At 33.3% G+C, this 15,809-nt stretch carries 12 protein-coding genes; 6 read left to right on the top strand and 6 right to left on the bottom strand.

The window, feature by feature from the left end:
* The first annotated feature begins 37 nt into the window (after positions 1-37).
* The gene (locus MHB47_RS02620) at positions 38-1,411 is read left to right on the top strand and encodes an APC family permease (protein ID WP_340754954.1); all 1,374 of its coding nucleotides are present in this window, start codon (positions 38-40) and stop codon (positions 1,409-1,411) included.
* Between the two features lie 192 nt (positions 1,412-1,603).
* Here the strand turns inward: MHB47_RS02620 and MHB47_RS02615 are convergent, their stop codons facing one another.
* From MHB47_RS02615 to MHB47_RS02600, 4 genes are all read right to left on the bottom strand, one after another.
* On the bottom strand, positions 1,604-2,776 hold the full coding sequence (locus MHB47_RS02615; RefSeq protein WP_340754951.1) for an MFS transporter: 1,173 nt from the start codon (positions 2,774-2,776) through the stop codon (positions 1,604-1,606).
* Between the two features lie 235 nt (positions 2,777-3,011).
* The gene (locus MHB47_RS02610) at positions 3,012-3,785 is read right to left on the bottom strand and encodes an ABC transporter permease (protein ID WP_002506747.1); all 774 of its coding nucleotides are present in this window, start codon (positions 3,783-3,785) and stop codon (positions 3,012-3,014) included.
* Positions 3,785-4,435 carry an ABC transporter ATP-binding protein gene (locus MHB47_RS02605; protein ID WP_340754949.1) on the bottom strand — a complete coding sequence of 217 codons (651 nt, stop codon included), beginning with the start codon at positions 4,433-4,435 and terminating at the stop codon, positions 3,785-3,787. Before MHB47_RS02605 ends, MHB47_RS02610 begins: the two co-directional genes overlap by 1 nt.
* A gap of 142 nt (positions 4,436-4,577) precedes the next feature.
* Positions 4,578-5,360: a CPBP family intramembrane glutamic endopeptidase gene (locus tag MHB47_RS02600; RefSeq protein ID WP_340754946.1), complete on the bottom strand. Its 783-nt coding sequence runs from the start codon at positions 5,358-5,360 to the stop codon at positions 4,578-4,580.
* A gap of 190 nt (positions 5,361-5,550) precedes the next feature.
* On the opposite strand from MHB47_RS02600, the gene MHB47_RS02595 reads away from it, so the two are divergent.
* Complete coding sequence (locus tag MHB47_RS02595; RefSeq protein WP_340754945.1) at positions 5,551-7,137, top strand: FMN-binding glutamate synthase family protein; 1,587 nt, start codon at positions 5,551-5,553, stop codon at positions 7,135-7,137.
* A 63-nt stretch (positions 7,138-7,200) separates the two neighbouring features.
* Here the strand turns inward: MHB47_RS02595 and MHB47_RS02590 are convergent, their stop codons facing one another.
* The gene (locus MHB47_RS02590; RefSeq protein ID WP_340754943.1) at positions 7,201-7,719 is read right to left on the bottom strand and encodes a thioredoxin domain-containing protein; all 519 of its coding nucleotides are present in this window, start codon (positions 7,717-7,719) and stop codon (positions 7,201-7,203) included.
* Positions 7,720-7,927: 208 nt separating this feature from the next.
* Between MHB47_RS02590 and MHB47_RS02585 the strand changes: the two genes are divergently transcribed.
* The 4 genes from MHB47_RS02585 (at position 7,928) to MHB47_RS02570 (ending at position 14,810) form a co-directional block, all read left to right on the top strand.
* Entirely contained in the window at positions 7,928-9,004 is a 1,077-nt protein-coding gene (locus tag MHB47_RS02585) for a M42 family metallopeptidase (RefSeq protein WP_340754941.1), read from the top strand.
* Positions 9,005-9,289: 285 nt separating this feature from the next.
* A complete protein-coding gene (locus tag MHB47_RS02580; RefSeq protein ID WP_340757264.1) occupies positions 9,290-10,828 on the top strand; it encodes an AbgT family transporter in 1,539 nt (512 codons plus the stop codon).
* A 219-nt stretch (positions 10,829-11,047) separates the two neighbouring features.
* Entirely contained in the window at positions 11,048-12,577 is a 1,530-nt protein-coding gene (ppx, locus tag MHB47_RS02575) for an exopolyphosphatase (protein WP_340757262.1), read from the top strand.
* A 67-nt stretch (positions 12,578-12,644) separates the two neighbouring features.
* Positions 12,645-14,810, top strand: a complete 2,166-nt coding sequence (locus MHB47_RS02570) for an RNA degradosome polyphosphate kinase (protein ID WP_340754938.1) — start codon at positions 12,645-12,647, stop codon at positions 14,808-14,810.
* Between the two features lie 99 nt (positions 14,811-14,909).
* Here MHB47_RS02570 and MHB47_RS02565 read toward each other — a convergent pair whose 3' ends face one another.
* Positions 14,910-15,773 carry a hypothetical protein gene (locus MHB47_RS02565; protein ID WP_340754936.1) on the bottom strand — a complete coding sequence of 288 codons (864 nt, stop codon included), beginning with the start codon at positions 15,771-15,773 and terminating at the stop codon, positions 14,910-14,912.
* Positions 15,774-15,809 lie beyond the last annotated feature (36 nt).

Genomic DNA, 15,809 nt, shown 5'->3' with positions numbered 1-15,809 from the left:
TTATTTAGACTATTACATAGAATATGAGGTGATTTTAATGCAACAAGCAACAAATTTAAAAAAAGTACTAGGTTTAACTGACGTCTTGGGTATAGCTATCGGGCAAATCATAGGTGCTGGGGTCATGTCACTTACTGGAATTGGTATACAGATGACTGGTAGTGGCATAACACCTGCATTTATTTTATCTGCCATCATCACCTTACTGACGATGCTCCCTATCGCAATATTAGGTTCGACATTACCTACTACTGGCGGAATGTATCAATACACTAGTCGTTTATTGTCTCCAAAGACAGGCATTTTTTGGTTATTATTATTTATCTTTTTACAGATCACGTTGTCATTATATGCATTATCATTCGCACAATATTTAGAAGGTCTTTTCCCTGGAGTACCGGTTAGGACTGTCGCCTTCTCATTATTAACTATTTTATTTATCGTAAATATCATTGGTATTAAATCTGCCTCTATTATTGGAAATATTATGGTAGTCACTTTAATAGTGGCTTTGTCTTGCTTTATCATATTTGGTGTTCCACATGTTAACTTTGGTGTATTTAATACGAAATCTATGCTCCCAGATGGTTTCACCGGCTTCTTTACTGCTGTAGGCCTTGTTTCTTTTGCGACTGGTGGTGCTCAAGTAGTTGCTGAACTTGGTGGAGAAATGAAAAACCCTAAAAGGGACATTCCCATTGTTATTATTGTTGCTACTATATTTGTCGGATTATTATACGCATTTATTGCCTCAATTGCAGTAGGTGTATTACCTATTCCAGAAGTAGCAGGTAGACCTTTAACGAGTGTCGCAAAAGAAGTATTACCAACCCCGGTATTTATCTTCTTTATGGTTGGTGGCGCGATGTTTGCTTTAGCAACTACACTTAATTCGACTTTTACTTGGGTAACAAAAAGTTTATTAGTGGCAATTCACGATGGTTATTTACCTAAATATTTAGGTAGCGTAAACAAAAGGTTTGGTACACCTCATTGGCTATTACTTATCTTTTACATTATTGGTGCATTGCCTATTATTACAGGTATGTCTTTAGATGTTGTTGCACAACTTGGTACAGGCATTTCTCTAATTGTATTTGCATTTCCAGCCTTAGCTGTGACACAATTGCCAAAAAAATATCCTGAAGCATATAAACAATCCCCATTTAAAGTGCCGTATCCTATCCTAGTGACAATTGCTATAAGTGCAATTATAGTCTTGCTATGCCAATCTTATTTGCTAATTTCAGATTTAAAATCAGGTTATATCATAGGCACCTTTATATATATTATTATCTCAGCATTTATTGCTCATTTCTCAAATAAAAAAGCGCATTTAAACATTAGTGAAATACAACTAAATTCTAAGCAAATCCCCGAAGAACAAATCAACTTTTCTAATGATTTATAATATAATAAAAATGAGGACGGGCACATGACATCAATTTTCCAATCGACATGTGTCCGTCCTCATTACTGTTTGACTTCCCAAAACTCTGTTTTCTGCTTAAAATCAAATATTAATTTACATATAACAAAAGCTTATTTATCACTAATTTTTGTGAGTCAATCAACTATTTTTGATACTCTGAATTAAATTTACTTACGCTTTATTATATTTCGCTGCTTTTTTTAAACTTATAACCAATATAAGTGCCACTAGGGCAATGGCAGCACTAAAGTAAGTTACAGCTAAAACATCTATTTTCGAAACAACTAAACCACCTATGATACCACCGATGCCAATACCGGCATTTAAGCTCGACATATTCCAACTCATCACTTGACTTGTATCCCCGTCAACGTGTTCAATGATACCACTCTGAACTGCCGGATTTGTACTCCATTGCATAATGTTCCAGATAAAGATAACCATTAATAGCAAGCCAGTACCTGGTAAGAAAACATTCAATACTAACATCATAAGAATAAATATTGAAGTTGCAATCGTTAACCAGCGCTTACTTGTTAATTTATCTGATAGTACTCCACCCATCGAAGTTCCTATTACACCTGCAATACCATTGATTAATAATGCTATAGAAACAAATGATAGATCATGACCACTGGACAACATTAACGGATTAATGTAGATAAATGTAACGGAATTCGCTACTAATAATAGGAATGTAATACCTAAATATTTTGTAATTTCTGCAGGTCTTAAGATTTTAGAATAACTACTGCCACGTTTTTGACTACTTGTACTTGTTGTAGATGCTTTAAACTCTGGATCAGGTACATAAAAGTACATAAGAATACCAACAAGTATACTTACAGCTACTATAAATAGAAACGTAAATCTCCAACCAACTAAATCACCAATAATTGTTCCAATAGGCACACCGAATACGTTAGCACCACTAAAACCTGAATAAACGATACCTATCATTTTCCCACGATGTTGAGGTGCCGTTAATAAAGCTGTTAATGCTAGTATCTTCACTACAATTAAAGCTGCAGCTGCTGAAGATAAAATGCGTCCAAATACTAAAATAGTAAAATCAGGGGCAACTGCAATAATTACGTTCCCTAACATAAACATTACTAATGCCCATAATAAAACTGGTCTTGGTGAAAAACGATTTGTGACTTTAACCAAAATCGGTCCTGCAATAGCAAAGGTAATTGCATATAAAGTTACTAACTGACCAATAATTGCTTCAGAAACACCTAAATCATTACTCATTAAATTCATAATCCCAGCAACCATCATTTCAACCATACCTACAATAAATATGCTCAAAATAAATGTTGCAATTCGCATAGCTGACATACGTTTCACTCCTTTCTTTTATTTCGTTGCAATTTTTACATAACCACTATATTATAAACCATTCGTCAACAGGTTTGAATATATTTACTTGGTGCCACCTCTAACGTATTAATAACATTTAACAATTCACAAAGTACCGCAACATTCATTAATTAGCTCATAAAGTTAAAAACAACAATGAATAAAGGGAACATCCTATTTTAGATGCTCCCTGACTGAGTTTCTTCTATAAAATTTAGCGTTGTTCAACATGCAAGTGACGTCCTATCAGTTGATTTCGATGGTTAAAAAATTGTTTATAGCTTAAGTATGTAGCAATTAGTGCTGACATGATTGTTGCTGTTGTATGAATAAATACAACCATCAATTGAAATTTCACAGCTTCTAATGGGTCAACACCACCAATAATTAACCCTGTCATCATACCAGGTATAGATACAATACCATATGTTTTAACAGAATCTATTGTTGGGACGATCGCTGTCTTTACACTTTCTCGTATTGTCGTTTTTGAAGAAAGTTTCGGCGTAGCACCTAGCGCTAATTTAGCTTCAATCCTACTCATCTCTTTAACAAATTCTCTATCTAAATTCTGATAAGCCAAATTAATAGCAATTAGTCCATTACTCCCTAGCATACCTGCAATCGGAATGACTTCATTAGGCTTGAATTGAATAGCACCTGTTATGATGACGCCTGCTAATGGTAATGCAACACCAATAAATATTGCTGCAAAAGATATCCAAAACACATGATGCATCACTGGTGATGCTCTACTGATTGTATTCCAGGAAGCATTAATAATAATAATAAATACAAATAATAAGAGTAACCATTTTTGGTTAACATCAAATATAAAGTGCAAAAGATACCCTAAAATAACAAGTTGAACGACAGCTCGTGTTGTTGCCACGAGTAGATCTTTAATAATATGTAATTTTTCTTTATAAGAGACAATCATGGGAAAGATTAGGAGTAACCCTGTTAACACTAAAGCTGTTGTACTCATTATAAATCCTCCTGTTTGTCTATTTTGCCATCAACAATTCGAATTCTTTTTTGAAAATGTCTAATACTCTGATTCGTACTATGTGTAATCCATAAAATTGCAACACCTTCATCAGCAAGCTTGAAAATGAGGTCTTCTACTTTCTCATTATTTTGCGTATCCAATGCACTTGTTGCTTCATCTAATAATAGTATTTGAGGTTTATACATTAATTGTCTAGCAATTGTAATACGTTGTCTTTCTCCACCTGATAGATGCTCTACACTTGTATTAAAATTATAGTGACCTAAACCAACAGCTTTTAATAACTTCTTAGCTCTTTTACGATCAAATTTGTCCTCTCGAACTACAGCAGGAAATGCCATATTATCGCCAATTGTAAAATCAAACAGATCACTTTCTTGTAATAAATAACTAATGTCCATACGTAATGATTCAGGTTTAATTTGTTCATAAACTTTACCATTAAAATATATGTCACCCTGCGTTGGACTAATCAAATTATTAAGCAACCGTAACAATGTACTTTTACCGCTTCCAGAAGGTCCTATAATAGCAATTGTATCTCCCTTTTCTATTTTCAAATTGATATTATCGATGATGTATCTATTGCCTATTTTGTAAGAAACATTTTTAACTTCTAACATCATCTGCCCTCCTTAAAGTATGAATCATTTCATCTTATTTATTCCCTAAATCAATTATTTTAATAGCCTTTTCACGCAATGCGTTGGGGTCAGGCGTTCACCTAATAATTAATATGTCATTCAACAAATTTCATTTACTTATTTTTTATTTCATAAAAACAATAGCTATGAATGAAATTAAATTATTTACAGCATGCAACGTTATAGCCAGTGCTAAATTCATACCACTCTTTAAATAAACAAAAGCAATCGCCACGGCAATAATAATATAGGAGCCTATCTCAAATGGAGATGTGGCACCAATCATATGAACACCTGCAAACAATACAATTGAAAGAACTGTAGCAAAACCATATGTAATTTTTTTGCCTAGTTCATGGATAATTAAATGCCTAAATAATAGTTCTTCAATAATAGGCGTTAAAATCACAATATCAATAAATAAAAATGGTAACATCCTGTTATCAGCGAACATTTCCTCTAAGAATATTTGATTTTGTGTTTCATTATATTGTAATGACTTAGGCAAAAATTCCATTAACCAAGCGTATGTTGAATTTAAAATTAAAATTAATAGATATGCAACCATAATCATCAATAGATATCGAGGTACTTTTTTAAACCTATCCATTGCAATCGATAGCATTTTATCTTTTTTATGCATTGCATAAAAGCTATATAGAATGATTATTTCTGCAATGACTGCGCTCATGACTAATATATTTTCATCAGTAACAAACGATTCATTTTTTATATCAATAATAGAATATATTCCATATATTAAAACAAAGAAAATAATAGGAACTATATTATTAGCAACAATATATATAGGGAATAGCCAAAAATCTCTTTTTACAATCTTGTCATTGTTCCATATGTTTTTTTCATTGTGTTCTTTTTTTATCTCATGAGTTGACTGTTTAGCCATATGACACCTTCCTTATCGTTGTATACAATGAATATACCATGATTTAAATTACTTATATACATTTTATAATATATTTATTCGTCAGCTATTCTCATCTTTAGTATATTGGTCAGCCCTACTTTATAGTAGATATCATATTGTAAAATGCGTATTTTGTTGTAGTATATATGTAAATGGGGAGGGATGTTACATGGCAATTTTGACAATATTACAATTCATCGTAAATATCATCATAGTGCTAATTTTATTAAGTGTATTAATTATTGGGGGATTTTTACTATTTAAAGATAAGCATCAAAAGCAACATAGTGTATTACGTAATTACCCATTACTTGCACGTGTTCGCTATTTTGGAGAAAAAATTGGTCCTGAACTCCGTCAATATTTATTTTTAGCGGATACGAAAGGTAAACCATTTTCCAGAAATGATTTTACTAACATCGTATTAGCTGGAAAATATAATTCTAGAATGACGAGTTTTGGTACGCAAGAAGATTATAAAGATGGTTTTTATATACAAAATACAATGTTTCCTTTACAAACATCAGAATTACACATTGATCAGTCACCTATGATTTCTTCTTTTATCTATGAAATTGATAATGAACGTCTGTTCAATCGTGATGAACATAAAATTCAAGCTGAATTTAATCCTTACTATATATCAGAAGAAAATCGTGTCACTTTAGGCGCAGAACTTAAGCACCCATTCAAACCTAAACGCTTAGTTGGTCAATCTGGTATGAGCTATGGTGCATTAGGTAGTAATGCAATCAAGGCATTGTCTAAAGGACTTGGTCAAGCAGGTACTTGGATGAATACGGGCGAAGGTGGATTATCAGAACACCATCTTTCTGGTGATGTGGATCTCATCTTTCAAATTGGACCGGGATTATTCGGAGTACGTGATAAAGCAGGCGTATTTGATATAGATGCTTTTCTTGAGTTAGCACATAGAGATAAGATTAGAGCCTTTGAAATAAAACTCGCACAAGGTGCCAAAACACGTGGTGGGCATATGCAAGGTAATAAAGTAACTGAAGAAATTGCAAATATACGTAAGGTTGAACCATGGAAAACAATTAATTCGCCTAATCGCTTTGATAGCATTAACAGTCCAGAATCTTTACTTAATTGGGTAACTCAGCTCAAGCAACAAGCTCAAAAACCGGTTGGCTTTAAAATTGTTGTAAGCAAAGTTTCAGAAGTAGAAAAACTTGTACAAACTATGGTTGAGACAAATCAATATCCTAGCTTCATCACCGTTGATGGCGGTGAGGGCGGTACTGGTGCAACTTTCCAAGAATTGCAAGATGGTGTTGGTTTACCTTTATTTACGGCTTTGCCTATTGTAACTTCAATGCTTGAAAAGCATGGCATACGTGACCGTGTTAAAATCTTCGCATCTGGAAAGCTTATCACGCCAGATAAAATCGCAATTGCTTTAGCACTTGGCGCAGACTTAGTGAACGTGGCACGTGGCATGATGATTAGTGTCGGCTGTATCATGAGTCAACAATGTCATATGAACACTTGTCCAGTAGGCGTAGCTACTACGGATCCTAAACTCGAAAGAGGACTAATTGTCGATGAGAAAAAATATCGTGTCACTAATTTTGTAACAAGTTTACACGAAGGATTATTTAATATAGCTGCTGCAGTCGGTGTGGAGTCACCTACAAAAATATCTAAAGACCACCTCATTATTAAAAATAAAGATGGGGGTGTTCAATCAATACGCGATTATAAACTGAAATTAATTGATCAACATCGATGACATAAATAGAGCTCTATTACTTAAAAGTAATTAAACTGCTTTTCAAAGTAATAGAGCTTTTTATTATTTATTTGCTTCATTTATTTGTTGCGTTAGTTTTGTTTCTATAGTGCTTTGCTCATCTTCTAATGGATTGAACTCAAATTTCTTATCATTTATAAATACTGTTGGTATGCCTTTAATTCCTCTACTAACCGCTTCTTCAGTAATCGCTATAGAGCGTTCATCAGCTTCTTTCTGAGGTGATAAGTTAAACTGTTTCTGCATTTTCTCTTCTATAGTAGCAAAATCAACTGTCCATTCTTTTTGAGTGTCATACAATTTACGTATAATTTCTAGTGTTTCGTCAGTATTTTGATAATCTAAATGAATATTTGCAACCGTACCTTTTAATAATCCGTTCTTCGTTTTATCAAAATGCTTAATTACATGTTGTACTTTACCTTGATCTATCAGTGTTTTTAATGATTGATCTGCAGCTTTAAAATAATTTTTACAATATGGACAAGCCAAATTTATAAATGATTCCACTTTAACGGGCGCATTTGATGACCCTAATGTAAGATGTTTAACTTCTTTCATATAAAATCCCTCCACTTTGTCTATATTTATATTGAAACATGCTTATTCTTTTTATGCACACTTTTAGTCTGAGTAATTTAGTAGGAATTTTATTTTTCAAACCAATTAGCGACGTTCCTCATTACTTATTCTCCCTCATAGTCAAAATGCTATGTAATTGCATACTTCATGTTAAAATAAAGTTATCAATTTTAATGGGAGGCATTATATGAACAATTCAGTGAAGTTATTAAAATCACTAACAGATGTTGATGGTATTGCAGGCCACGAAATGGCAGTTAAATCTTTAATGCACGAATATTTAACACAAGTAAGCGATGAAATCATAGAAGACAATCTAGGCGGGGTTTTTGGTAAAAAGACTGCTACTACAAGTAATAAAACATTAATGGTTGCTGGTCACTTAGATGAAATCGGCTTTATGGTGACTAAAATAGATAAAGACGGCTTCCTAAAATTCACCCCTATTGGTGGCTGGTGGAATCAAGTCATGCTCTCTCAAAAAGTAACGGTAACTACGGATGATGGTAGAAAAATTAGAGGTATTATCGGTTCTAAACCGCCACATGTATTGTCACCGGAAGAACGTAAAAAAAACGTTGATATGAAAGAAATGTTTATTGATATTGGCGTTAAAAGCAAAAAAGAAGCACAACAATTCGGTATCGAATTAGGTAATATGATAACACCATATAGTGAATTCGAAGCATTAGCGAATAATAAATATTTAACTGCAAAAGCTTTTGATAACCGTTATGGCTGTGCCCTTGCAGTAGATGTATTACAAAACCTTAAGAATGAGACTATTGACATCAATCTTGTCTCCGGTGCCAATGTTCAGGAAGAAGTTGGTCTTCGTGGAGCTAAAGTAGCTGCCAACAAAATCAAACCTGACTTAGCTATAGCTGTAGACGTTGCTGTCGCATATGATACACCAGGAATGTCTGGTCAAGTAAGTGATACAGCAATTGGTAATGGTCCTGTCGTTATTTTAATGGATGGATCTAATATTGGGCATGTTGGATTTATGAAGCATATTAAAGCAGTGGCTAAAAAACATAATATTTCGATTCAATTAGACACTACTGCTGGCGGTGGCACAGACGCAGGAAGTATTCATGTCGCGAATGAAGGGACACCAACTGTCGCTATTGGAGTCGCATTACGTTACATGCATTCCAATGTTTCTGTGTTACACACAGATGATTACAAAAATTCAGTAGCCTTAGTTACGGAAATTATTAAATCTCTTAATGACGATGTGGTTGAGCAAATCATTTGGTAATCTAGGAGTTAACTGAGATACAGTATTCAAATGTAAAGTTAAAACAAACATAGAACGTATTCAAATATACTAGCTATACGGATAAGGGAGCGGGACAGAAATCAAATTTGATTTTCTATCCCCTCCTTTTTTATACTTTTTAAATGAATTTTCAAACAAATACACGAACGTTCATATATGTTATATATATTTAAACTTTGAAAATCATAAAGTTTTCAGAATATTTATTCTATTTTTATTCTTAATTTGTTATACTACCGATAACTTATTAGGGAGGTCGTTATGATGGTTTCGAATACTAAAGGTAAGCCAACGCTAATAAATAGATTTTTGAATATTGTAGAAAAAGTTGGAAACAGATTACCCGATCCTAGCATTTTATTTTTCTTAATGTGTGTAGGACTCGCAATACTTACTTGGGTTGTATCATTATTTCAGATTTCCGTAAAACATCCAGGTACAGGTGATACGATTGCAATCAAAAGTATTTTAAGTAAAGATGGACTATCGATGATTCTGAATGACGCCATAAAAAACTTTTCAGAATTTCCAGCATTAGGTCTTGTCCTTGCAGTCATGCTTGGTATTGGGGTAGCAGAAAAAACAGGTTACTTCGATAAATTAATGATTCAAGTCGTACATAAAGCACCAAAGAATTTCATTGTGCCGGTCATTATTATTATAGGTATCTTAGGCAATGCTGCGGGTGATGCAGCGCCGATTGTGTTACCACCATTAGCAGCGATGGTCTTTATTAAATTGGGCTATCACCCTATTGCGGGTTTAGCAATGGCTTACGCGTCTGCTCTTGGAGGATTCTCTGCAAATGTCATGATTGGTATGTCAGACGCATTACTTTATGCATTTACAAAACCAGCTACAAGCATTGTTTCTGATAGTGTGCATGTCAATGTAGCTATGAACTGGTACTTTATTGCAGCAAGTGTGCTCGTTTTATTACCTTCCGTATATTGGGTTACTATGCGTTTTGTCATTCCTAGATTAGGCAAATATGATGATTCTAATTCAGCTATTCAAGCCGATGATTCTAATTCAAAGCTCACACCTCAAGAAAACCGTGCCGTATTTTGGGCTAATATCAGTTTTTTTGTATTAATTGTATTGCTTATCATTTTAGCAATACCGCAACACAGTTTTCTGAGGAATGCCAACACAGGTAGTTTACTGAATGATGCACCTATCATTAACGGTGTCGGTCTAATTATTTTAGTATTATTTTTAGTTCCTGGTTTAGTGTATGGCATTATGGTAAAAGAATTTAAAAATTCTAAAGACCTAGGAAAAATGTTAGCTGATTCAATGTCATCTATGGGTTCATTTATCGTCATTGTGTTTTTTGCAGCGCAGTTACTTGCCTTTTTAGAATGGAGTAACCTGGGCATTATCGTTGCTGTTAAAGGCGCTTCAATACTTCAAGGTCAGAATGGCGTTGTACTTATCCTAGGTATTATCTTATTAAGTGCACTGATTAATTTATTAATTGGTAGTGCATCTGCCAAATGGGGGATTTTAGCACCTATTTTTATCCCAATGCTTATCATTGTAGGTTTCCATCCAGCATTGACTCAAATGTTGTATAGAATTGGTGATTCTATTAGTAATCCAATAACGCCTATGATGCCCTACTTACCATTGCTATTATCTTATGCACAAAAATATGATAATGATATGAAATTAGGTTCACTATTATCTAGTCTAATGCCCTATACAATTATATTAAGTATCGTGTGGCCATTATTCATGATTGTTTGGTATCTATTAGGTTGGCCGCTTGGTCCAGGTGGTCCCTTACATGTAAAATAAATTATTAAAAAAGAGGCAGACAAGAAGGAAATATTTCCGTGTCTGCCTCTTTACTTTCAATTATACTAACCTCTGAAATAATCGGCGTGTAGTTATACTTTTATTAAGTAATATTAAATATTTTAGAACACATTTTTTTCTAATTGTTGTAATATAAAAGTAAGAAAAGGGTAAATAAAGTACAAGTAAAGTAAAATAACCTCATTTACTTAGGAGGAAATTATGGAACGTATAGGATTAATAGATATTGGTTCAAATACCATTCGACTCGTTATTTTTGAATTTGATCATAAAACAGGATTAAATGAAATATTAAATATCAAAACACCTGCAAGGTTAAGCCAATATTTAACTGAAGATTTGGCTATGACTGATGACGGTATTGAAGTATTAACTAAAGCATTGCGCAGTTTTAAAAAGGTTGCTGACAAGTTTAATATAGATGAATTACATCCGGTAGCAACCGCAGCCATTAGACAATCTACCAACCAAGAGCAGATTATTGAACATATCAAAGAAGCACTTAAAATCAACATTAAAATTATTACAGAACAAGAAGAAGCATTTTATGGTTTCTATGCTATCACACATACTACTGATGTTAGTGACGGCGTGTCTGTCGATATTGGTGGTGGCTCTACAGAAGTCACACTCTTTAAAGATAAAAAACTAATAGAATCACATAGTTTTCCATTTGGTGTTGTTACATTATCTCATCGCTTCTTTGAGGGCAAAAACCATAATGATAAATCAGCAATCAAAAACATGGAAAAGTTTTTAACTAAACAATTTGAACAACTTTCTTGGTTAAAAAATCAAGAAATCACCTTAGTTGGTATCGGGGGTTCCGCACGTAATGTCGCGCGCATTCATCAATCTGAGCACTCATACCCTATTGGTGGTGTTCACAACTATGCAATGACTGAAGAAAATATTGATGAAGTGTACTCAATCATTAAAAAAAGTTCATATGACGATTTAAAAGATATAGATGGTCTAAGTAGAGATCGTGTAGACATTATCTTGCCCGCTGTAGCTGTCTTCAAGTCATTATTTAATAGAATTAATGCGAATCAATTCACATTTTCTCGCAAAGGGCTACGTGAAGGTTATGCGATGAAATTAATTTCTGAACGTCACCCTGAAGAATTTAAAAAAGAGAATATTCGTAAAGATGCTCTATACCATTTAGCTAACGAATATCGCATTGAGGAAACAAGTGCTAAACAACGTGTGAAGCTAGCACAAACATTATTAGAACAATTAATAGGCTTTAAAAAATTAGAAGTAACTCAAAAAGAATACGAACTATTTGCTGAAGGGTCTTACTTGTACTACTTAGGAAGATTTATTGATGCTGATTCAAGCTCACCGCACACCTATTATATTATCGCGAATTCAATGATTGATGGTTTTCCCCATGAAGATAGAGTGAAGCTCGCTTTACTTGCTAGTTTTAAAAATAAATCATTATTAAAATTCTTTAGTCATGAAACCAAATGGTTGCGTGGCAAAGAATTGGATAACATCCAATCTCTAGGCGGCATTATCAAATTTGTCAATGCGCTTAATGTGTCTCATACGAGTTCTGTAGAGCAAGTAGAATTACAACAAAATGATGATGATTACACCTTATTTGTATACTACAACGGTGAGCCTATCGCTGAAGAATATCAATCCTTGAGGCAGAAAAAGCATATTGAAAAAATCTTAAAAGATGACCTATCTATCATCTTTACAAAATCTTAAAATTTATATGATAAGTTATACGTAGCAAAATACAATATTCAGACTACAACGAGGTGTAATTAGAGTTATGCATAGAAATTTGGGAGCAAAAGATTTGAACTTACCACAATACTACAATAATAGAGAACTCAGTTGGTTAGATTTTAACTATCGCGTATTACAAGAAGCCAATGATAAAAACAATCCATTGCTTGAGCAACTTAATTTTGTTTCGATATTTAGTTCGAATTTAGATGAGTTCTTTATGGTCCGCGTAGCTGGTTTACAAGACCAAGTCAAAATGGGTTATGATAAACCCGAAAATAAAGCCCAATTAACACCAAAACAACAACTTAATCAAATCAATATCAAAAATAAACAAAATGTCGACTTACAATATAAGCGTTATAACGAATTGGTAGAAGATTTACGTCAACATAAAGTTGAAATTGTTCAACCGGATGAATTACCTGAATCGTTATTATCTCAATTAGAAACAGAATTCAAAACTGGTATTTTACCAACATTAACTCCATTAGGGATAGATGCGTATCACCCTTTCCCAAAATTAAATAATAAAAGCCTGAATATCTTTGTTGATATAGATACTGAAGATGCGATTAATTCTGCAATTGTCCAAATACCTTCTTTAATACCTAGATTTTGTTCATTAAATAAAGGCGATACGCAATTCATAATTATGGTAGAGGACATCATTACGCATTTTATTAATGAATTATTTAGCGGATATGAAGTACTAAACACTTTTGCGTTTAGAATTACTAGAAATGCTGATTTAACTATACATGAAGACGGTGCGGAAGACCTTCTCATTGAAATTGAAAGGTTTTTAAAGGAACGTAAACGTGGTACTGCTGTACGCTTAGAAGTGGATGGACGATTCGCCACGCATGAAGACATTGTGTGGATTATGAACCAAGTAGAAGTACATGATGATGAGGTTTATTTTGTAGACGGTCCGTTAGATTTAACGATGCTGTCTAACTTAGTTGATCACTTATCTAATAAATTGAAGCACTTAAAATACAAAAAGTATGTGCCACAGACACCACAGTCTTTAGGTAACCATAATGTGTTTGATTTATCGTTGAAAAAAGACATATTCTTCCATCACCCTTTCGAATCGTTTGAGCCCATTGTCGACTTCATACGTGAAGCCGCTGAAGATCCAGATACAATTGCTATTAAACAAACGCTTTATCGTGTCAGTAAAGATTCCCCTATTATTAATAGCTTGAAAACCGCTGCTGAGAATGGGAAACAAGTTACTGTACTTGTTGAGTTAAAAGCACGTTTTGATGAAGAAAATAATGTGCATTGGGCAAGAATGTTGGAAGACGCCGGCTGTCATGTTATATATGGTATGACCCATTTAAAAACGCATAGTAAAATTGCGCTTGTAGTCAAACGTATCAATAATAAACTCACTTCCTTTATTCATCTAGGCACTGGAAACTATAATGATAAAACCGCTAAATTATATACGGACATGGGGCTAATTACTACAAACGATGCAATTGCTGAAGACGCACTAAACTTTTTCAATTATCTTAGTGGTTATTCAGTCAAACCTGTTTATAATAAACTTATTGTTGCACCATTTGATATTAGAGATGTCTTCTTAGCTCGAATAGACAATGAAATTCAAACACATCATGAACATGGTAACGGCAAGATTATAATGAAGATGAACTCTTTAACAGATAAAGATATTATTCTTAAATTATTTGAAGCCTCTTGTGCTGGTGTTAAAGTTCAACTTATTATTCGTGGTATTTGCTGTCTGAAACCAGGTATCCCGGGTATTAGTGAAAATATAGAAGTCGTAAGTATCGTGGGACGCTTTTTAGAACATTCACGTATTTACTATTTCCACAATAATGGAGATGAAAAAATCTACTTATCTTCTGCAGATGCCATGACACGTAACATGATTAAGCGTGTAGAAATCTTATTTCCTGTTGAAGACAAAGCCATTGCCAAACGTTTATTAGATTATATGAACCTTCAGTTATCTGATAATCAAAAAGGACGTTTTCAAGATTCACATGGACGTTATCATTACATTGAAAATAACTTGTCACCATTAAACTCTCAAGCTTATTTAATGAAGGAAGCGATGAATTATGGTCAACAACTTCAAGATGAAGTATCGCAACCACAACCTCATGTTGTATCAGCCAATTCACCTCAAGGTTGGTTTTCTAAAATACGTCGCACTTTCAAAAAATAATCCATTACATTAAATATAGCGCTGAATGCTCCGTTTAAAAGTGAGCATCCAGCGCTATTTATTATGTTTTTGTCATACAATAGCGCTTGCCATTATATATTAATAATGCTTCCATACATAATTATAAAGTTTAGACATCACCCACTTGTGTATCGGAGCTTGTGATACTAAATATACTAGCCAAGGTAAAGCGGGTTCATAATGATTCAAACCAATCACACATCTATAACTCGATGTTGATGTTCTAAATTCGAGCATTCCATCTTTTCCTCCATTACTACTTACTAGTAAACCGCCTGTTACTTTTAAAATGAAATTGGTTGGTGAGCTGTATGCTTTTTCCATTTTTATTAATGGATATGGTAAGAACTTCAAGCTAATTTCAAAGCGCTTCTCTGTTTGCTTAATTCTAATCCATCCTAAACTACATTCTTTTAAATATTGTTCATACATGTCAACAAGTTGTATGGCATTGATTTCTTTTGTAAGTAACATATGTTGAAATGAATAGACTTTTTTATATTTATCTTGCATATGTCTCGAACATTTACCTATCCTATTTATAACTTTAGAAACTGACATATCAATTACTTTGACTTTTTGCGAATTAAATATATTTTTAAAATGATTGTTATACTTTTTTTCCACGTTCAATATGTGGATTTTCTTGTCACTACATGAAGGTAAGGCGTGTAATATATTTTCAATAGCCCACATATGCATACTATGCGAATGTCCTTGTAAATATCCATTGGGAAGTGCTGCTTTATTCGTTATATATATAATATGATGCATTTGTTTTAAAGTACGTTGCAATTCATAAGTTTGGAATACATTTGTTGCCACAAAAACGCTATTCAAATGTACAATATTATTATTTGTATAAACTTCATGATGGTTTTGTAATTTCTTAATTAATTGTTTACCTAAATAACAATTCGCACCAAATATAAACACTTTCATTATTATCGCTCCTATTGACACTCTAGTTGATAATTG

It is taken from the genome of Staphylococcus sp. FSL K6-3157, assembly GCF_038005145.1.
GTDB lineage: Bacteria > Bacillota > Bacilli > Staphylococcales > Staphylococcaceae > Staphylococcus > Staphylococcus equorum.
Note: the sequence above shows the minus strand (reverse complement) of the source record. Positions and strands in the feature narration are given on the sequence as shown.

Excerpts from the sequence above, each read along its gene's own strand:
- MHB47_RS02605 (WP_340754949.1), bottom strand. The coding sequence starts at position 4,435 with ATGATGTTAGAAGTTAAAAATGTTTCTTACAAAATAGGCAATAGATAC.
- MHB47_RS02620 (WP_340754954.1), top strand. The coding sequence starts at position 38 with ATGCAACAAGCAACAAATTTAAAAAAAGTACTAGGTTTAACTGACGTC.
- MHB47_RS02600 (WP_340754946.1), bottom strand. The coding sequence starts at position 5,360 with ATGGCTAAACAGTCAACTCATGAGATAAAAAAAGAACACAATGAAAAA.
- MHB47_RS02570 (WP_340754938.1), top strand. The coding sequence starts at position 12,645 with ATGCATAGAAATTTGGGAGCAAAAGATTTGAACTTACCACAATACTAC.
- MHB47_RS02610 (WP_002506747.1), bottom strand. The coding sequence starts at position 3,785 with ATGAGTACAACAGCTTTAGTGTTAACAGGGTTACTCCTAATCTTTCCC.
- MHB47_RS02590 (WP_340754943.1), bottom strand. The coding sequence starts at position 7,719 with ATGAAAGAAGTTAAACATCTTACATTAGGGTCATCAAATGCGCCCGTT.
- MHB47_RS02580 (WP_340757264.1), top strand. The coding sequence starts at position 9,290 with ATGGTTTCGAATACTAAAGGTAAGCCAACGCTAATAAATAGATTTTTG.
- MHB47_RS02585 (WP_340754941.1), top strand. The coding sequence starts at position 7,928 with ATGAACAATTCAGTGAAGTTATTAAAATCACTAACAGATGTTGATGGT.
- MHB47_RS02565 (WP_340754936.1), bottom strand. The coding sequence starts at position 15,773 with ATGAAAGTGTTTATATTTGGTGCGAATTGTTATTTAGGTAAACAATTA.
- MHB47_RS02615 (WP_340754951.1), bottom strand. The coding sequence starts at position 2,776 with ATGTCAGCTATGCGAATTGCAACATTTATTTTGAGCATATTTATTGTA.
- MHB47_RS02595 (WP_340754945.1), top strand. The coding sequence starts at position 5,551 with ATGGCAATTTTGACAATATTACAATTCATCGTAAATATCATCATAGTG.